The sequence below is a fragment of the Galbibacter sp. BG1 genome, assembly GCF_013391805.1.
Taxonomy (GTDB): domain Bacteria; phylum Bacteroidota; class Bacteroidia; order Flavobacteriales; family Flavobacteriaceae; genus Galbibacter.
The window spans coordinates 2,205,448-2,225,072 of sequence record NZ_CP058364.1; the positions used below are offsets into that span (position 1 = coordinate 2,205,448).

Below are 19,625 nucleotides of genomic sequence, written 5' to 3' on the forward strand. Positions count from 1 at the left end.
CATAAATCACCCTTAAATTTTAATAATAATTTAAAAAAATTATAACTATTTGTTATATTATTAGTGTCTATAATCAAATTTGTTTCAAATAAAACACGTAAAAAACACGACTAAAGTATGCATTTCATCGATTAAGTGTTTTGTACGCTTATTCTTACGATTTAAGCTATAACGTTTTCGTAATAAATATAGCTTTTTAAATTATGTTAAATTAACAAATTATCCGCATTATAAATTCACTATTTGTCTTAATTTTAAGAATATCAAAATGCGCAACTTTGATTTATTATTAACTAAAAATTTTATGAAATGAAAAAAATGAAATTACTTATGCCAATGGTTGCTTCGGCAATCTTATTTATGACTTCCTGCGCTAAAGAAGATGTAAATAATGTGGAAAACCCAGCCGATGATTCGCAAGCTATTAGTCAAGAAGTGCTTGATAAAATTGGTTCTTTATCATTAAATACAAATGATGTAGTAGTGAAAGATATCCCGTTACCAGACGGGACGCTGGTATCTAGATATGTCGTAGAAGGAGATATCACCATCGATCCAAATGAGTTGGATGGAATGAGTATCTACGGTGGAATTACCACAGAGCAGTACCGCACCAATAATCTTGTAAGTTCTCCAAGAACTTTATCGGTTATCGGGTATACAGGTGGTGGTGGTTATGGCCTTACTAGCAGTATGCAAACCGGCTTACAGTGGGCTGTAGCAAACTACAATCGGCTTAATTTAGGTATTACCATGTCTTTAAGTTTTTCAGCAAGTACCAATGCAGATATGGTGGTTTATAGAAACCCTACTGAAAGTGGGGCTGGTGGTTCCGCTGGTTTTCCTAGTGGTGGGAATCCTAATAAGTTCATCCAGATTTTCACAGGGTTGGACAATGCCAGCAACAACGTAAATGAGCACGTTGCTACTCATGAAATTGGACATTCCATTGGTTTTAGACATACCGATTGGTTTAGTCGTCAAAGCTGTGGACAAAATGTAAACGAAGGAACTGCCGGCGTAGGGGCCGTTCATATTCCAGGAACACCTACAGGGTACGATTCTACATCTATCATGTTGTCTTGCTTTAGCTTTAGTACAAATGGAGAGTTTAATAACAACGATATTACAGCGCTCAACTTTTTGTATTAAAATGGTATAATTGTATTGAAAGGAAAAAATTGCTAGTAGCGGATGGTTTTTATCATCCGCTTTTTTTTTGAATGGGTTAGGCAAAAAAAGTGCTAAAATGAAAAAACTCCGGTAATCAGCCGGAGTTTATTCATCAATCAAAAAACGAACAGTTTATGATAAACTGTTGTTGCTGTATATATTTTTGGGTAACATTATTTTCTAATGGGAAATTACAAAAAAATACCCTAAAATACCTAACCTAAATAAGTTTTTAGAATTTTACTTCTAGAAGTATGTTTTAACCTTCTGATAGCCTTTTCTTTAATTTGGCGAACACGCTCCCGTGTTAAATCGAAAGTTTCTCCAATTTCTTCTAATGTCATTGGGTGTTGGTCTCCTAAACCAAAATATAACCTAATAACATCTGCCTCACGTGGGGTAAGGGTCTCTAAAGCCCTTTCAATCTCTGTACGTAATGATTCGTGTAACAGGTCTTTATCAGGGTTTGGAGATTCTCCACTACGCAAAACGTCGTAAAGGTTGGAGTCTTCACCTTCTACTAAAGGAGCATCCATGGATACATGGCGTCCAGAATTTTTCATGGACTCTTTTACGTCGTTTATAGACATATCCAATTCTTTGGCAATTTCTTCCGCAGAAGGAACACGTTCGTGTGCTTGCTCAAGAAAGGCATAGGTTTTATTAATTTTGTTAATAGAACCAATTTTGTTCAATGGCAAACGAACAATACGGGATTGTTCTGCCAATGCCTGTAAAATGGATTGACGAATCCACCATACGGCATAAGAAATAAATTTAAAACCACGCGTTTCATCAAAACGTTGTGCAGCTTTAATTAGGCCTAAGTTTCCTTCGTTAATTAAATCGGGAAGGGTTAATCCTTGGTTTTGGTATTGCTTTGCTACAGAAACTACGAAACGTAAATTAGCCTTTGTAAGTTTTTCTAGAGCTATTTGGTCTCCAGCCTTGATGCGTTGTGCTAATTCTACTTCTTCGTCTGCCGTAATTAGGTCTACCTTTCCAATTTCTTGAAGATACTTATCCAGGGAAGCGGTTTCTCTATTGGTTACCTGCTTCGTGATTTTGAGCTGTCTCATCTATTCTCTCCTGATTGTTTTAAATGAATAAATTGGGTGTACAGATAATTATACGTAACAAGTGAAGAAAATGTTACAAAAAAATTAATATTTATTTTTTCGTAATAAAAATACCCGCTAAGATTTTAGGCTTAACGGGTCTTTAATATTGTTATGTTTTATGGGGTTATCCTTTCATCCAGGCCTTTCGAAGTGAATCTTGTGCTGCACTGGTGCTTTCCTTTTTTTTGAGGTTTTTATTTTTAATGGTAGGTGTTCCGGCTTTACCTTTTAGGGTAAGTTCTTCACCATCTCGATCTACTACCAAGATAACCTCACTATCTGGTTGCCACGCCATAGAACTCATTACCACATTCCGAATGGCTTCCACAGAAAAATCAGTTCCGTTAACCGATTTTATGATATCACCACTTTTAAGTCCGATTTCTTCCATAGATGAGTTCAAAGGTGTATCCCTAACGAAAATCTCGTTATTTTTGGGTTTTACGTCTACAAAAGGAATTTGACCGTTTAGGAAAAACGAAGTGTTTACCATTTCATCTTCAAAAGTTAACCCCACTTTACTTAAAAAGTCTTCGTAGTTTATTGGAGTGTCCCCAACTACATAGGTTTTAAGGAATTCACCAACCTCAGGATAGGTTAGAGAAATTATTTTATCGAATAGTTCATCATCTTTAAAAGGTTTGTCTTCTCCATATTCTTGGGAAAGTTGTTTCATTAACCAAAGAATGCCTTTTTCTCCACTGCTTTGCTCCCTAATGATTATATCGATGCACATACCAATGAGCGCTCCTTTTTCATATACATTGGCATAGTTTTTTTTGTAAGGTTCTACCAAAACATTTTTACTCATTTCAGTAAAAGATAGGCTGTCGTTATATCTTTTTGAATTCTGAATTTTATCTGCAATTCTATCGTAAAAGGCTTGTTCGTCTATTAACCCTTGATTTATTTGAAATAGGTTGGCAAAGTATTCCGTAACGCCTTCATACATCCATAGATGTTCTGACATTTTGGGGTCGTTGTAATCGAAATATTGAATTTCTTCCGAATGAACCGTAAGCGGCGTTACAATATGAAAAAACTCATGCGAAACTACATCTGTCATGGTTTCCACCAAAGCTTCCCTTGGCATGGTTTCCGGTAACACCACGGTAGTGCTCGTGTGGTGCTCTAAAGCTCCAAATCCTGTAGGGTCCCCTTCACCCATTGCACCTAAATAAAGCAGAATATGGTACTTCTTGGTGGCGTTGATGTCTCCTAAAAATGTTTTTTGGGCTTTCATCATTTTTTCCATAGGGTCTTTAATGCTAAGCGCGGAGTAGACCTTATTTGGTGAATATACCGATAGGGTTACTTCTATATCGTTTACAGAGAAGGTTTGAGAATCGGGTTTAGAGTACATTATAGGATTGTCGGTAACTTCGAAATAGCGATTGGCTACAAAGGTATCTTTATTGGCTTCTTTATTTTTAGATTCAATTTTGGTAAGGGAGGTAGAAGCTTCAAAACCTGCTGGATACTTAAAAGTTAGCTGGTACGGTCTTTCTTTTAAATCAGTAAAATAACCTACAAACATGTGGAGGTTAAGAAAGAAGTTTTTGTTGGCTTCGATATTGGATCCAGCGGGGGAAAATACGGGATCTTCAAATTCGGTTTCAGAATCAAAAGAATCGTTTACGTCATACTCAATTCTGTCAAAATTTGTAGCATTATTAATTTTCCATGTGTTTACATCCACACTGGAAATTTCCATTGGTTTGTTGTTGTAATCATAAGCTGTTACATTTTCAAGAAATTGTCCGTAATCGTTATTGCTATAAGTTCCGGGAACTGTTTTTGGGATGTAAAAATTAATAGTTTCCGAAGTAAATCTTCCAGGATCTACAGAAACATGTACCATATCATTTTTTACGTTTACCAAATCGATGTTGGCATCTACGGGAACATTCGTTACCAGATCATTCACTTTTGGCGTACAGGCTACCGCAGTGGCGGCAAGAATTGTATATATTAATTTTTTCATTTCAATAAATTATCAATTTTTATGTTAGTCCGCTAGCGGGCTAAATTGTTACGTTTTATTTAAATAAGTTTTTTAGATAAATGGCAACGCCATCTTCTTTATGGTGCTTGGTGACAGCTTTTGCTACCGCTTTAACTTCTTCCCGGGCATTTTCTACAGCCACACCGTGCCCAACGGCACCAATCATTTCCACGTCGTTATAGTTGTCCCCAAAGGCAATTACATCGTCTAAAGTAAAATCAGGGTACTTTTCTTTTAGCAAAATCTTTATCCCTGTAAGTTTGGAAACTTCTTTATTAGCTACCTCAATGTAGGTGTCCTTAGATCGGTAGAGGTGAAGTGAGTCGCCATAAGTATCTTCTAAAAATTTAAATGTTTTATCGATAAAGGCAACTTCTCCCATACACATTATTTTATGGGCTCCTTTCTTTTCATGTTTCCAAAGTTCTATTACCTCCTTATTGGGTTTAATTTCAGGGGTTATTTTGGTGTTGCTTTGCTCTCTATTAGCCCAGTAGTCCATTTCTTCCACATACCAGTTGTTATGGTTAAAAAGGCTTAGATGAATCTTTTCTTCGGAATTTTGCTCATTAAATTCTACTAGGGCTTTTACAGTTTCCAGCGGTATTTCGGTGGAGTGGATGGTTTTTTCTTCGGAAGTGACCAAGGCACCATTAAAAGCGATAAGGGGAGCACCTGCAATATTTAGTTTTTCCTGCAAGTGATACATTTGTTTCGGCATTCGCGCAGAAACCAATATGAGCGGAATATGGTTGATTTTTTTAAACTGTTCTATGGTAGGTAATGTAAGATCTCTTTCTGGCCCTAGTAAAGTGCCATCGATATCCGTAAAAATTATTTTGTGCATAAATGTTTATGGTGTCGTTTTTATAAATGGTATTTCCTGTCCGTTTTGATAAAGCGTCAATCCTACAATAGTATCGTTTTCATCACGCTCGAATACAACTTTTGCTTTCACCACTTTATAGATAAACGTATCGTTTCCTTGGTAAAAAACAGGAAATTCAGGTTGTCCTTTCAATTGTGCCTGTAAAGTATCCTCTTTCATTATAAAATCGTAAGAGAATTGAAGTCCATCGTTGACATAATTACCTTCAAACTCCAATAATTCTTCCGTTGAAATGGCTACCTCTTCTTTGGCAACTTCCAACGGATTACTTTTTGGGTCTACTAAATATTCGGCAATATCTTCCGCAGGACTAGAGCCAGAGTTGGTCATAACGGCGATTACTCTTTTATTTTTTTTATCCACTGCCAAAAACGTTCTAAATCCGCCAGTGCCTCCACCATGGAAAATTACTTGGTCTTTGTTAATAAACCATCCTAAGCCGTGCATTTGTCCTTCCGGATCGGTGAATTTATTGGTAGTGGCCAATTTCTGTGCTTCCGCCAGTTTATTATCTTTTAGGTAGCTTTTGCCGTATTTGGTAAGATCTTTAATATTTGTTTTTAGGCCTCCAGCAGCAGCCATTGCTTTAAAATGCCAGTGGTGAACTTCTTGGTTTGCTACATAGCCTTTGGCTAAATTGTTTTTCTGCACTTCTGGGACTTTTAAAAAGGTAGTTTGAAGCCCTAAAGGAGTTAGAATTTCATTGTACAAGGCGGTTGAAAAAGATTCTTTTCTTTCAATAGCAAGTATTTCACCCAAAAGTCCCGCTCCCAAATTGGAATACGAAAAGTTTTTGTCTACGGTTTTAGGGATGTAATGACTAAGGAAAGTAAACATATCCTTTCTGCCGTAATCGGCATAGGGATCCATTTGGTTTTTTGGATTAAGGTTGTCTGGCAGCCTAGGCAAACCACTGGAATGGGTAGAAAGGCTTTGCAAGGTGACATCGGTTCCTTTTTTATCGGTAAGTTTAATCGAATCTGGTAAAAAATTATTGGCTGGATCGTTAAGCTGGATTCTCTTTTCGGTAACGCCTTTTGCCAAAAGCAAACCGGTGTAGGTTTTGGTAATCGAGCCTATTTCGTACAAGGTGTTTTCATCGGCTTTAAGTTTCTGTGCCAAGTCCTTAAAACCATGCACATAGTAATGGGTGCCTGTAGAGTCCATAAGTCCTACTGCGATAGAAGGATTTATTCCATTTTTAACCCGATACTGAATTTCTTTTTTAACAATTTCGGGAATTTGGGCGCAACCCAAGTTAAAGAAGAAAAAAAGCACTACGCCTAAAGTAGTATGTTTAAGGTTCATTGATTTCAATTTGTTTCTGTTGATTTTCATTTGTCAATTTCAAATACAACATAATAAGTAGGTAATTGTTAGGTCCAAAAGTTGATAAGGGTCTAAAAACCTTTGGGTTGTAAAGTTAATAAAGTGCTTGGAATATCTAGGCTCTTTGTTTGTTGAAATTCTGATAGATTTTGGTAAAGGTTACATCAGGATATTGAATAAGAATGATATTTAATAAATGTCCAATTTCATTAAATTAATAGATTGAGTTCCAAACAAGCTCCCTTTAAAAGAAGAATTAAGCATTCTTTTAGAGTTTGTTTCTTAAATCTTGTCTTCCTATAATTGCCATTATTTCTATCTGGCCCTTGTTTATTTTAAAATAAATACTATCAATGCCGCAAACACATCGTCTATAGCCTTTTTTTATATAATCGACAGATTCAAAAGAAAAAGGTCGTTCGGCAATTTTATTAAAATGATCGAAAAAGGAATTAAAATATTTATCGGCTTGCTTCATTCCAAATTTTTCAACTCCAAACTGATGAATTCGAATCAAATCTGCTTTTGCTTCATTGCTTATTCGGTAGTTACCCATTAAGCAATGCTTTTGACTCAGACAATATTTGTTCTTTGGTGTCGTCTGTAAATCCACTCTTTTCAGCTTTTTCAAGTTTAGCTGAAATCCAGTCAATTTGAATTTGTTGCTTTCTAGCTTGCCTGATTAGATCATTTACAAGCTCACTTTTGCTAGAATATTCTTTATTATCCACTTGGGCTTTCAACCATTCGTCATTGGGTTCCGTAAGAGAGATGCTTTGTCTTGCCATAAGATGCATATTTATAGGTGTAAATATACACCAAATGTGAATCAAATAAAATAAAATAATTCTATTTATTATTATAGTAAGAAATTCTTCAAAATAAAATTTCGAATACATAAACCTTCACCTAAAAAAATAAAATTTCAAAAGGCTTTAAAAGAGAACATTAATTTAACAGGCAATTAAAACAAAGTATTTTATTTTTGAATAAAATTTATATCTATGCGATCAATACTATTAGTTGCTCTATTTTTTGTCCAATTTACCTTTGGAAATACTCCGTACTGGGGGCAAACAGGACATCGTGTAGTTGGTGAAGTAGCGGCCAACAACATTAAAAATAGTACGAAGCGAAAAATTGAAAAACTATTAGGCGGACAAAGTCTGGCAATGGTTGCTACCTATGCCGATGATATAAAATCTGATAAGAGATTTAAGGGTTTTAGCCCATGGCATTATGTGAATTTCCCTTTTGATAAGAGTTACACCGATGTTACGCCAAGTAAGGAAGGCGATATTGTAATGGGAATAGAGAAGTGTATTTCTGTTATTAAAGATGATAATTCATCTAAAGAAGACAAGGTTTTTTATTTAAAGTTATTGATTCATTTTGTTGGGGATTTGCATCAACCGTTACATGTTGGTAGGGCCGAAGATAAAGGAGGCAACGATATACAGGTACAGTGGTTTGGAGATGGTAGTAATCTACATCGTGTTTGGGACAGTGAAATGATTGATTCTTACGGTATGAGCTACACAGAATTGGCTTCTAATTTGCCACATTATACAAAAGCTCAAAAAAAAGCTATTACCGCTGGAAGTCTGCTGGACTGGGTAAAAGAATCGCAAACACTTGCGATTCAAGTATATTCCTCTGCAGAAGTAGGGGAGAAGTTAGGATATAGATATATGTACAATAACTTTAATACGGTGCGAGAGCAACTTGAAAAAGGGGGATTGCGGTTGGCTAAGGTTTTGGATACTATTTTTTAATTTTTGGTTTGGCTATTTGCGGCGCTTCTAGTTTTTAATTGATTCCAAACGGTACTGTTTGGGTGTTTTTCCGAAATGTTTTTTAAAGGCTTTGGTAAGGTGACTTTCGTCTGTAAACCCCAGTTCATAACCAATTTCGGAAATAGTGTAATTAGTATTTCTCAGGCGGTACTTTGTAAGCATAAGTTTATAGTTTATAATATACTGCCGGATACTTTCCCCAGTTTCTTTTTTGAAAAGATTGACAATATTTGCTTGAGACATATTAAATTGATTGGCCAAATTTTCAATTTTCATCAGCTCCGGGTCGTAAACATTGGTGCGGATATAACTCAGGATTTGATCGGTTCTTTTTAGGTTTACCGAAGGGTCTATTTCTTTGTTCGGGGTATACCTTTTTATAATATTACGTGCAATAATACTAATAGTGGTGGTTACACCATTGGAAATAATACTCCAATAAAACTCATTTTTAGCCTTGTATTCTTCCACAATAAAATCATGTATACGCCATAGCCTGTCTCTATCTTCTTCAATGGAAATACAGTCGCTCGGCATGAGGTTTGGGTGATGCAGAATGTGCTCTATTTGTTGCAACCAATAATGCCTGTCGGGAAGTTTAGATTTGTTGGAAAATAATATTTCTGTAAATTTAATGGAGGTATAGGAGGTTTCCATCAGTGGGTGCAGGGCGTAAATATCTTCGGGCGCCATAAGAAAGATGCTTTTTTTCTTGTAAGCCACATCAACTCCATTTATGGTAATATTGCCTTCTCCTTCCTTCATATAAATTATTTGGAAGTAGTTATGACCATGTTCAAAAGATTTCTTCTGTTCAATAGTTTCTTCCGTCAATAAAAATCCTTCATGAAATATATCTCCGTTCACGTTTAATTAATTGTTTAAGTTAATTAATAAGCTTGTTTTCATTTAAAGAAAGCTTATTAAAAATGCCCTAAAAAAGGAGGGGATTTAGTTTTAGTGATTTAAACATCACAAAATGAGTTAATTAATTCAAAAATAGAAAATTTTTAAGCAGATTTTACAAGTTTTCAACTTTAAGTGTGCCGTAACTTTGTACCGTTATTTAAAAGCAATAGAAAAGTTCATTAAAAATTTTTTTCATAGTGGTGTTTTCATCACATCATTTTAGATTTTTTTGGTTGGTTAGTTAGCGAGTCGTACACCCCCCCTAAGCCTTTATCTTCTCAATTCGTACGGCTCTTAAATTTTGAGGTTCTGGATAAAGGTTTGTTTGATTATTTTTTAAGTTGGTTAGTTTGAAAAAGCTGCATTTTCCCTAAAGATGCGGCTTTTTCTTTTTAGTGAGACCCAAATTCCGAAAGCCGAAGGCGCATCGGAATATGTCGGTCGAACCAATCCCGACCATTAGCGTCGGGACCTAATTTTTCAACTGGAAGCGGACCCAAATTCCGAAAGCCGAAGGCGCATTGGAATATGTCGGTCGAACCAATCCCGACCTTTAGCGTCGGGATCTAATTTTTCAACTGGAAGCGGACCCAAATTCCGAAAGCCGAAGGCGCATTGGAATATGTCGGTCGAACCAATCCCGACCTTTAGCGTCGGGATCTAATTTTATAACTGGAAGCGGACCCAAATTCCGAAAGCCGAAGGCGCATTGGAATATGTCGGTCGAACCAATCCCGACCATTAGCGTCGGGATCTAATTTTTCAACTGGAAGCGAACCCAAATTTCGAAAGAAGGCACATTGGAATATGTCGGTCGGACCTGCGCTGCTTGACGCGGGCAGGCAAGCTAATCCCGACCTTTAGCGTCGGGATTAAATCTAGTTTTCTTCCATATCGCCCCAATTAAAAAGGAAATTTTTGTATTGTTTTTTACAAGTCTGGGATTACCTAGTGGTGGTATCTTTGTAGTGTAAAATAAAGATAGATACGTTCTTTAAAAATAGTTTTCATAATAGATGTTTTTTTTTGATTTGATTAGTAACAGAGCCGTACTCCTCCAAACCTAACCCCCAAACCGTACGGCTCTATTTTTAAAGACACAACATATTAAAGATTTGTTTGATTATTTTTTAAGTTGGTTAGTTTTGAAAAGCCGCATTTTTTCTTGAAATGCGGCTTTTTTATTTGGAATATTGACAGTTTACTTCAATTAAAGGGATAGGGAGTACATATTTATATAAAACGTATATGAGGATATTGTAGCGGAAATATAACTAGAAGAAGCTATTTTTTAATCTTCAAGAACCGTTTTAAGCTCGTTTCTGTACTGGGATGGTGTTTTTCCAGTGAACTTTTTAAACGATTTGTTGAAATACGAAAAATTATTGAATCCACTCTCAAAACAAATCTCCGTAATTCCAATGGGTTTTTCCGCAAGTAATTTGGAAGCATGTACCAATCTATATTCATTTACAAAATGAGTAAAGGTCTTTCCCGTAATTTGCTTAAAGTACCTACAGAAGGATGGAACGGTCATTCCAGAAATATTGGCTATTTCATCTAAGGTAATGGGCTGCTGAAAGTTTTTCTTTACATAATTAAATACAATATTTATCCTATCGTTATCTTGAACATCTGCCTGCATGGAAAAACCTTCGGCATTTAAGATTTGGTATTCCTCAGAAAGTTGCAATTCATTAAGAATGGAGAGAAAGCCCAAAAGGCGTTCAAAACTGTTCATTTTTTCCAGTTCTTCAATTCTTTCCCCAATGCGATCCTTGGTTTTTCCAGTAAATGCCAATCCTCCTTTACACCTTTTAAACAATAATTTAATATTGTTCATTTCTGGCTTCGACATTAATTCGGCCCCTAAAAAATCGGGAAGCATTTGTATAACAACTTCATTTTCGTTTCCAGTAAACTCATCGGTAAAACCGCAATGTGGAAGGTTGGAGCCTATTAATATAAGGTCTCCATCGGTGTAATAGGAAATATGACTCCCAATTTGCCGTTTTCCAGCTCCCCCTTTTACATAAACCAATTCAATTTCTGGATGGAAATGCCAATATGAAGTATTCTGATTTTGGTTTTCATCATACTTCATAAAAGAAAAAGAACTACCAAAAGTAGGGTTGATAACTTCTAATGCAGGTTTTTTAATACTCATAACCAAATAATTAAAACATTAAAGATAGTATCTCTTTAAAGGGCAAATATATGAAAAATTAACGTAAAAGTGTTCTATTTTAACCTTTACATTTTCTTAACATTGCTTCTGTGTTAAAATAGTGCATAAACTGGAGAATTGTGCAGTAGTGTAGACCCTATTGCCCACCTATCTTTGTAACGTAGTTAAAATGAATGTATAACTCTTAAAATTGCAAAAGATGAAAAACACATTAAGAAACAGTATGCTAGTTGTAGTATTGAGTATTGCAACTTTAGCGATGGCCAGAGCAAACGATTTTTACTTATCTGTAAAAAGCGGTGACAACAGAACTGTAGATTTATTCGTAGAGCAATCGAATCACCCAATGAGCATTTCATTTGAAGATGCAAGAGGGGAGATTTTATATAATTATGATTATAAAAAATTACCATCCAGTGCAAAGCGCTATAAGTTTGATAATTTACCTAACGGAACTTACTTCTTTGTTTTAGAAGACGATATTAAAATTGAAAGAGTACCAGTTGTTTTTACAAATACTAAGACTATTGTTGAAAGAGAGAAAGGTGAAATTGTTTACAAGCCTTACTTTAGAAAAGACAATAATGTAATTAGTGTTAACATTCTTACTATCGATCAATCTCCTGTGTCGATTAAAGTATACAACGAAAGAACAAACGCTCTTGTACACGAAGAAGTATTAAAAACGGGAAAAAGTGTTGGAAAAAGATTTGACTTCTCAACTATAGGAGCTGGTTCTTATAGATTTGAAGTAGTGCACAACGGAAGCACATTTTACAAAACAGTTAGCTTGTAATCTTACAATTAGATTTTGAAGTTGGAAAAGGGAGTTTGTTAGCACTCCCTTTTTTTTTGTGCTTAATTTTATCACTTCTTTACTAAGGCAATAGGCACCAATAAAATTTAATGTCTTTCTATTTCTACAAATACCAATACGCCCAGAACATTAAACCGAATTGTAAGGGGATCCTGGCAATTAAAACCCATCTCGGGGCCACTTTTTCAAATTTCTTGTCTTTCAACATATAAATATGTACAGGGATAAAGGCGATTAGCATCAGTATAATTCCCCACAAGCCAATTTCTTTAAAAGTGGTGAATAAAAGCAACCCGAAAACTATTTCCGCAATTCCGCTTAAATACACCAGACTTCTCTGGTAAGGAATATACGATGGCATAATAGATACGTACATTTTCGGTTTTACAAAATGTAAAAGTCCGGCTACAATGTATAAAATGGCCATGAAGTAATAGTGCCAACTATGCTGCATTTTTAGAGGTTTTAATCCAATTATTTATTTTTGCTTCCAACAATTTTAAAGGAATACATCCAGATTCCAAGACTTTATTGTGAAAAGTTTTAATATCAAATTTATCACCAAGCTCTTTTTGGGCTTTGTTTCGTAATTGTATAATTTTCAATTGGCCAATTTTATAGGAAAGCGCTTGTCCTGGCCATGCCATATAGCGTTCTATTTCGGCAATAATACTTTCTTCTGATTCTGCTTCGTGATCTAAGGAGTATTGAATGGCCTCTTCACGGGTCCAGCCTTTGGTATGAATGCCGGTATCTACCACCAATCTAATGGCACGGTGCATCTCGGCACTTAGCATTCCGAAATATTGATACGGGTCGTCGTATAGTCCGAGTTCTTTCCCCAGGGATTCCGAATAAAGCGCCCACCCTTCACCATAAGCACTATACCATAGAGTTTTTCTGAAATCTGGTAAACTCTCATTTTCCTGCTGAAGCGAAATTTGATAATGATGACCGGGAATGGCCTCATGCAAAAACAAGTCTTCATCAGAATACACATTGTATTTTTTCACATCGGGGATAGGCACATAAAAAATGCCGGGACGGGTACCGTCTAAAGAACCGGGATTGTACTCTGCACTGGCGGAAGCTTCGCGAAATGCTTCCGTTCTCCGTACTTCAAATTCTGTTTTTGGAGTAAGATCGAACAATTTGCTCAGTTGAGGTTTCATTTTTTCATGAATGGCGTTGAAGTTTTCAATTACTTCTTCAGGTTTGTCAAACGGCATTAATTCTTTAGAAGTTCTTACTGCGTTGAAAAACTGTTTTAATTCCCCTTTAAATCGGACTTTGGTCATTACTTTTTTCATTTCCTTCTCAAGCCTTTTTACTTCGCTTAGACCAAGTCGGTGTATGGAGTCTGCTTCCAAGGAAGTAGTGGTGTACACCTGTATTTGGTGTCCGTAGTAAGCATTTCCCCTTGGGATGGCTTTAATCCCCGACGTTTCCCTAGAAGCTGGTAAATAAGTATCGGTAAAAAAGTCTTCCAGTTTTTTATAGGTAGGAATTATTTTTTGAGCCACCATGCTTTCATAGGCTTTGGCAAGCGAATCTTTTTCTGTTTGACTAAAGGAATCCGGAAAGTTTTTTGCAGGGGTATAAAACAAATGCTCGGTTGGTTCTCCACTGGAAAAACTTGCCATTTGCGGAATCACTTTTTGGGTAAGGCTTTTTGGTAAAACATAACCAATTTCAATTCCTTTCTTCATATTAACAATAGCAGTATCGCACCAAACTACATAATCGTCTAGCCTTTTTAGCCAGTTTTTGTAATCTTCCACGGTCTTAAAAGGTTGTGCAGAAGTACCACCGGCCAATTGACCAATAGTTTGTGGCATGGATGAAAATTGGTTAATGGGCATAAGTTCTGTTGGATATTGCAACGCATTTAAACTCGTCTCGCATTCCCAAAGAAGTATATCGTAACTCATTTGTTGTTCCTTGCTTAAAGAATCTTTTTCATATTCTTTTAGTTTGGAAACATATTTAGTGTAAAAATCGGTTTGCTGTTGTTTAAAAGAGACCGTCAAGTCGTTTGGCAAATAATCGTTATAACGATTGTCTCCTGCATAGGTAGCGCTAAGCGGATAGAGTTTTAAACTTTCATTGTAGTACGTTTGAAACACACTATCGATGGGAGTTTTCATAACTACTTTTTCTTCTTCTTTCGGGTCGTTTTTGCACGCAACGAAAGCAGCGAAAGCAGCCAGAAGTAATATTATTTTTTTCATGTTGATTGAATTAGTTGTTAAGTGCAATTAGTATAAGCGATTAGTTGTTTACTTAATATACTCTACCCTACGGAAGCGAACTGCTTCCCAGTCGGGATTAATCTTAATATTCTTCACTTTCTCATACCGATGTTTTGCCAGAGGTTCCCAAGTGTATTCATCGGTAATATCGGTAATTAATTTTTCTGATTTTTTACGTGGATGTGCCACCCAGAGTACTACATCGTCTTTTAATTTTGGATGCAAGGAATGAAACTGATCCTCTAATTCCTTTACGGTAGAAACAAAAAGCAGGGCAAACTCCATTTTGTTTACCTGTATAAGCGATTGATAAATATCGATATCGACCAAAGCCTCCAATTCCTCCGCAAAACCCTCGGGTTCATTAAGGATTAAAATTTCTTTTTGGTGCTCTAATTTTAATTTTTCGAATAAAGTTTTCATTCGTTTCAGTATAAATTTGTTTTCAAGGCCTAACGCCAGGCATTATTGGTTCGTAAGTGTTTTAAACAGGTATAGATGGCTATTACAAGTTATAAAAAAATATTGGATCCGCTTTCATCTTGAATATGAAAGTATCTGAATGTAAATGGAGAAGCTATTCCTTCAAAACATTTAAAATCAGCAACCTGTAAAAGAGCAACAAAAATTGTGAATATCTATTTCGAAATTGACAACTGAGATCTTTTGTCAACGGTTATATTTGGCTCCCTTAAAAAAAGATAATTATGAGTGCAACGTGGTACGAATGCAAAGTAAAGTATAGAAAAGTAGTGGAAACAGGCGCACAAAAAGTGGTTACTGAACCTTATTTAGTGGATGCCGTTTCTTATACAGAAGCAGAGTCGAGAATAAACGAAGAGATGTCGGCTTACATAAGTGAAGAGTTTAAAATAACCAATATCAAGGTAGCCAATTACGCAGAGATTCATCCGTTTGAAAATTCTGATCGCTGGTTTAAATCGAAAGTAGCTTTGGTCGCTTACGATGAAGAAAGTGGCAAGGAGCGGAAAACAAATATGTATCTTTTGGTGCAGGCCAACGATGTTAAAGAAGCTTACGATAACACGGTAAGTGTTATGAAGGATACCATGGGAGATTATACCATCCCAACGATTACCGAATCTCCTATTATGGATGTGTTCCCTTATTTCTCTGGTGATGAAGAGGAATTGGAAAACGTGGAAAAATTCAATAAAATAAAAGAATCCACTCTCGAAGATTTAGAGGCTGAAGAAAAAGAGTTCTCCGAGGAAACGATTTAATGAATTTGTTAAACATCAGCGGTTAATAAAAAAACTCCTGATGTTTACCTTGCTTTTTATGGATTTTACCATTCTTCATTACAAAAACAACTTCCTCCAATTTTTCTATAGCAGTTAAGGGATTTTTATTTGGTGAGCGTTCATACAGCGGGAAAATAATTCCTTGGTACGGTAAGGTAAAATGCTGGAGTGTGCTAAAATTTCATCTGCAATTTTCTGATTGAAATAATGATGGTATTCAAAAATGTCCTTAAAGAAGTCTTTCATTTTCAATAAAATAATAAAGGTACTTGCAATTAAAGTTACGATTTTGATGACAAACCCGTTAAATTATTGATGCTGAGGACACTGACATTATTTTTTACCGGATAAGGTTTAAAAAAAGTATGTCAAAACCTAGGCATTACTGTAAGAAGGACCCGCGTCCCTTCCAGATGGGTGATTTGCTTTGAGGTTTTTGGAGGCTTTCAAAGCAGTTTCAGAAATACGTTTACAACGTGTAGTTTCTTTTTTAGCCGATTTAATCCATTCCAAAATATTGCGCTTAGAAGATTTTGGGAAACGGTTGAAAAAATAGTACGCCTGTGGCTGCGAATTTAAAGCGGCCTCAAGGTCGTATGGAATTATAAGTTGCTCCACTTCATCCAGAAAGTTCCAGGAGCCATTTTCTTTGGCAATTTTAACTTTAGCTATGCCAGGTGGCATCATTTTTCCAGAAGCTGTAAGTTTCTTAACCCTTCTTTTGTTTACTCCAGACCAGTTACTTTCAGAAGCCTTGGGGGAAATACGTCTCATGGTACGTTGCACATCCAGTTTTTTGGGCATGCTATCTACCCAGCCAAAACAAATTAGCTCATCTACAATGTCATTATAAGATAAATAAGGAAAGTTAGACTGTTTCTTATAGGTAATCAGCCAAAAGCTGTCTTTCAAATCGTGGTTTGCGGTGAGCCAATCCCTTAATTCTTTGGCAGATCGAACTTCGATTGATTTTTCTGGCCTCATTGTTTTTAGTCCATGGTTATTGGTTTGCTATCTTCGGGAGCCTTAAAGAAATTGCTGGTTTTGTGTACAAACTTAATATTGCTCAAAGTTCCTTTCCCTATGGTGTCTCCAAGTCCGGTTTGCTGTGTCCAGTTATGAAATGTCCATTGGGTAGCAATCGGGATATTTTGTTCCTTTTCATATTTGTGATATGCTATGGCATGCGGATTTGCTTCTGCTTTTTCCAAACTTTTTCCAAAAGTTACAATATACCCTGCAGCTTCCATTAATCCTGTGTTTTTATCTGCGTAGAGCACGTACCAGTCGTCTGGAGCATCCCCTGTGTTTTTAGCGAAGGTAAGTTTTGCAGTATCGAAAGGTATACTGTCCAATTCATGATCTTTAAGTTGTTCTATTTGCGCTCCAGGATCGTTTAATTTATAGGGTAGGGCAAAGAAATAGGCCCAAGTGAACATATCGAATCGAGCGCCTTTCTCATCGGTACTTGCTGGAGAAAGCAATACGTTTTTTCCGTCGTAGAATAGGGTAGTGCCATCTTTTTTGTCTATTCTTATTTCACTGGAATTGGTATTCATGGTAAGTGTCCCTGCCAAACGTGGTTTTCCTCCAAATTCGATATCGATATCGAACTGAATATAGTTTTTAGACAAAAACGCCTTTTTATTATGGGCTTTCTCAACACTTTCTACAAAGGGCGAAGTAGATTTGGTAGCGTCTTTGGTGGCCGCTTTTTCTTCTTTGTTTTTGCAAGCCGTTAAAATAATGGTGCTTAAAAAAAGTAATTTTATGATAGTGCGCATATTTAGAATTTTATTAGTGAGACGAAATAGGTTTTAAAAGATAACAAAAAAATAAGACTGCCCGAACAATTTTAAATTCAGGCAGTCTTAAGATTATTAATTTAGACAGCAACTTACTTTATCATATCGTAACTACGTTTTACAAAATTGGTAAGTTCTTCCCCTTTCAATAAACCTTGGGATAAGCGTGCTAAATCTAAAGACTGCTTTACCAAACGCTCTTGTTTTGCTTTTGTTTTGGTAGTTAAAATGTTATTTACCAATTCATGATTGGTGTTTACTATCAAATTGTACATCTCGGGCATGTTGCCCATACCAAACATACCTCCACCGCCAGTAGCGCTCATTTCTTTCATACGACGCATAAATTCTGGTTGGGTAATGGTAAAAGGAGAGGCCTTACTGTCTAAAGATTCAAGCTGAACCGTAAACTTATCTTTAGGAACTACTTCTTCTAGAACACCCTTAAGTTTATCTTTTTCTTCATCGGAAAGCTTAGAGATTTTCTCTTCATCTTTTTTGATGAGGTTATCGATAGAGTCGGCATCTACGCGAACAAAAGAAATGTTTTCCTTTGAGGTTTCCAGCTTTTGAATAAGGTGGGAAACAATTGGGGAATCTAGCAATAGCACTTCATAACCACGTTCTTTAGCTTCGTTGATGTATGTATGCTGTGCATCTTTATCGCTGGCATAAAGAACAACGAGTTTGTTGTCTTTATCCGTTTGGTTTTCTTTTATTTTCTCCTGAAGTTCTTCAAAAGTATAATAAGTTCCATCTACGGTTGGATACAATGCAAATTTGTCTGCTTTATCGAAGAATTTGTCTTCAGAAAGCATTCCATATTCAATAACGATTTTTATATCGTTCCATTTTTTCTCAAAATCTTCTCTGTTTTCATTGAAGAGTGATTTTAGTTTGTCGGCCACTTTTCGGGTAATATAGCTAGAAATTTTCTTTACATTTCCATCGGCCTGAAGGTAAGAACGGGATACGTTTAATGGAATGTCTGGAGAATCTATAACTCCCTTCAGCATAGTCAAGAATTCTGGAACAATCCCTTCTACATTATCCGTTACAAAAACCTGATTTTGATAAAGCTGAATTTTATCTTTTTGCATGGTAAGATCATTCGAAAGCTTAGGGAAATACAAAATTCCCGTAAGGTTAAACGGATAATCTACATTTAAATGAATATGGAAAAGTGGTTCTTCAAACTGCATTGGGTACAACTCGCGGTAGAAGTTTTTGTAATCTTCTTCTTTAAGGTCTGCAGGTTGCTTTGTCCAAGCGGGATCTGGATTGTTTACAATGTTATCTACAGTGTACTTTTCTTCTTTGGCGTCGTCACCTTCGCCCACTTGTTTGGTTTCTTCGCGAGTACCAAATTTAATTGGGATTGGCATGAATTTATTGTACTTGGTCAATAATTCATTAATTCTTCCTTCTTCCAAAAACTCTTCAGAATCTTCATTAATGTGAAGAATGATCTCGGTACCGTGTTCTTTTTTATCAGCTTCTTCCAAAGAATATTTTGGAGAACCATCACACGTCCAATGAGCTGCTGGTGCATCTTTGTAGGACTTCGTAATAATCTCTACTTTGTGGGCAACCATAAAAGCAGAGTAAAAACCAAGTCCGAAATGACCTATAATACCGCTATCCTTAGCAGAATCCTTGTATTTTTCCAAGAACTCTTCTGCCCCAGAAAAGGCAACTTCGTTTATGTATTTCTGCACTTCATCGGCAGTCATCCCAATACCTTGATCGATAATGTGAAGTTTCTTTACTTCTTTATCTACTTTTACTTCGATAACAGGATTCCCGAAATCCACCCCAGGTGCTTCACCAATATTGGTTAAGTGTTTTAGCTTTAAAGTGGCGTCGGTGGCATTGGAGATAAGCTCTCTAAGAAAAATCTCATGATCGCTATAAAGAAACTTTTTTATCAGCGGAAAGATATTCTCAACAGATACATTAATATTTCCGGTTGTCATATGTATAGAATTTTAATAGTATGATTTTAGCTTTTCAATAGTCAAAAAAAATACCATAGTAAAACCAGTGACAAGATGACAGAATTTGCACTTTAACCGG

The 19,625-nt window shown here is 36.1% G+C and carries 18 protein-coding genes; 4 read left to right on the forward strand and 14 right to left on the reverse strand.

Translation table 11 applies throughout. The annotated features are described in order from the left end of the window. Window positions 1-309: 309 nt before the first annotated feature. Window positions 310-1,152: a M57 family metalloprotease gene (locus HX109_RS09755; RefSeq protein WP_178951503.1), complete on the forward strand. Its 843-nt coding sequence runs from the start codon at window positions 310-312 to the stop codon at window positions 1,150-1,152. A 236-nt stretch (window positions 1,153-1,388) separates the two neighbouring features. Here the strand turns inward: HX109_RS09755 and HX109_RS09760 are convergent, their stop codons facing one another. The 6 genes from HX109_RS09760 to HX109_RS09785 all read right to left on the reverse strand — a co-directional run bounded on the left by HX109_RS09760 (window position 1,389) and on the right by HX109_RS09785 (window position 7,305). After that, the gene (locus tag HX109_RS09760; protein ID WP_178951504.1) at window positions 1,389-2,252 is read right to left on the reverse strand and encodes an RNA polymerase sigma factor RpoD/SigA; all 864 of its coding nucleotides are present in this window, start codon (window positions 2,250-2,252) and stop codon (window positions 1,389-1,391) included. Between the two features lie 166 nt (window positions 2,253-2,418). After that, window positions 2,419-4,278, reverse strand: a complete 1,860-nt coding sequence (locus HX109_RS09765) for a peptidase M61 (RefSeq protein ID WP_178951506.1) — start codon at window positions 4,276-4,278, stop codon at window positions 2,419-2,421. A 55-nt stretch (window positions 4,279-4,333) separates the two neighbouring features. Further along, window positions 4,334-5,146 (reverse strand): HAD family hydrolase, encoded by an 813-nt coding sequence (locus HX109_RS09770; protein WP_178951508.1) that lies wholly within the window; start codon window positions 5,144-5,146, stop codon window positions 4,334-4,336. A 6-nt stretch (window positions 5,147-5,152) separates the two neighbouring features. Next, entirely contained in the window at window positions 5,153-6,496 is a 1,344-nt protein-coding gene (locus HX109_RS09775; RefSeq protein WP_178951509.1) for a serine hydrolase domain-containing protein, read from the reverse strand. 289 nt (window positions 6,497-6,785) lie between these two features. Next, window positions 6,786-7,073: a type II toxin-antitoxin system RelE/ParE family toxin gene (locus tag HX109_RS09780; RefSeq protein WP_178951511.1), complete on the reverse strand. Its 288-nt coding sequence runs from the start codon at window positions 7,071-7,073 to the stop codon at window positions 6,786-6,788. Further along, window positions 7,066-7,305 (reverse strand): type II toxin-antitoxin system ParD family antitoxin, encoded by a 240-nt coding sequence (locus tag HX109_RS09785; RefSeq protein ID WP_178951513.1) that lies wholly within the window; start codon window positions 7,303-7,305, stop codon window positions 7,066-7,068. Before HX109_RS09785 ends, HX109_RS09780 begins: the two co-directional genes overlap by 8 nt. 216 nt (window positions 7,306-7,521) lie before the next feature. On the opposite strand from HX109_RS09785, the gene HX109_RS09790 reads away from it, so the two are divergent. Continuing rightward, complete coding sequence (locus HX109_RS09790) at window positions 7,522-8,292, forward strand: S1/P1 nuclease (RefSeq protein WP_178951515.1); 771 nt, start codon at window positions 7,522-7,524, stop codon at window positions 8,290-8,292. 27 nt (window positions 8,293-8,319) lie between these two features. Here the strand turns inward: HX109_RS09790 and HX109_RS09795 are convergent, their stop codons facing one another. Next, window positions 8,320-9,180: an AraC family transcriptional regulator gene (locus tag HX109_RS09795; RefSeq protein ID WP_178951517.1), complete on the reverse strand. Its 861-nt coding sequence runs from the start codon at window positions 9,178-9,180 to the stop codon at window positions 8,320-8,322. Between the two features lie 1,333 nt (window positions 9,181-10,513). After that, window positions 10,514-11,389, reverse strand: coding sequence for an AraC family transcriptional regulator (locus HX109_RS09800; protein ID WP_178951518.1), 876 nt, complete (start codon window positions 11,387-11,389; stop codon window positions 10,514-10,516). Between the two features lie 220 nt (window positions 11,390-11,609). On the opposite strand from HX109_RS09800, the gene HX109_RS09805 reads away from it, so the two are divergent. Next, window positions 11,610-12,206 (forward strand): DUF3244 domain-containing protein, encoded by a 597-nt coding sequence (locus HX109_RS09805; RefSeq protein WP_178951520.1) that lies wholly within the window; start codon window positions 11,610-11,612, stop codon window positions 12,204-12,206. A gap of 124 nt (window positions 12,207-12,330) precedes the next feature. Here the strand turns inward: HX109_RS09805 and HX109_RS09810 are convergent, their stop codons facing one another. The 3 genes from HX109_RS09810 to HX109_RS09820 are packed head-to-tail and all read right to left on the reverse strand — an operon-like array spanning window position 12,331 to window position 14,902. Continuing rightward, window positions 12,331-12,681: a MauE/DoxX family redox-associated membrane protein gene (locus tag HX109_RS09810; RefSeq protein WP_178951522.1), complete on the reverse strand. Its 351-nt coding sequence runs from the start codon at window positions 12,679-12,681 to the stop codon at window positions 12,331-12,333. Further along, window positions 12,671-14,458, reverse strand: a complete 1,788-nt coding sequence (locus tag HX109_RS09815; protein ID WP_178951524.1) for a DUF885 domain-containing protein — start codon at window positions 14,456-14,458, stop codon at window positions 12,671-12,673. Before HX109_RS09815 ends, HX109_RS09810 begins: the two co-directional genes overlap by 11 nt. Before the next feature lie 48 nt (window positions 14,459-14,506). Beyond that, entirely contained in the window at window positions 14,507-14,902 is a 396-nt protein-coding gene (locus tag HX109_RS09820; protein WP_178951526.1) for a hypothetical protein, read from the reverse strand. 284 nt (window positions 14,903-15,186) lie between these two features. Here HX109_RS09820 and HX109_RS09825 point away from each other — a divergent pair, with 284 nt between their 5' ends. After that, a complete protein-coding gene (locus HX109_RS09825) occupies window positions 15,187-15,723 on the forward strand; it encodes a DUF4494 domain-containing protein (RefSeq protein ID WP_178951527.1) in 537 nt (178 codons plus the stop codon). A gap of 396 nt (window positions 15,724-16,119) precedes the next feature. On the opposite strand, the gene HX109_RS09830 is transcribed toward HX109_RS09825, so the two are convergent. The 3 genes from HX109_RS09830 to htpG all read right to left on the reverse strand — a co-directional run bounded on the left by HX109_RS09830 (window position 16,120) and on the right by htpG (window position 19,525). Then, complete coding sequence (locus HX109_RS09830) at window positions 16,120-16,728, reverse strand: YdeI/OmpD-associated family protein (protein WP_178951528.1); 609 nt, start codon at window positions 16,726-16,728, stop codon at window positions 16,120-16,122. Window positions 16,729-16,733: 5 nt separating this feature from the next. Beyond that, window positions 16,734-17,528: a DUF6503 family protein gene (locus HX109_RS09835; protein WP_178951530.1), complete on the reverse strand. Its 795-nt coding sequence runs from the start codon at window positions 17,526-17,528 to the stop codon at window positions 16,734-16,736. A 113-nt stretch (window positions 17,529-17,641) separates the two neighbouring features. Beyond that, window positions 17,642-19,525, reverse strand: a complete 1,884-nt coding sequence (gene htpG, locus HX109_RS09840; RefSeq protein WP_178951532.1) for a molecular chaperone HtpG — start codon at window positions 19,523-19,525, stop codon at window positions 17,642-17,644. Window positions 19,526-19,625: the final 100 nt, after the last annotated feature.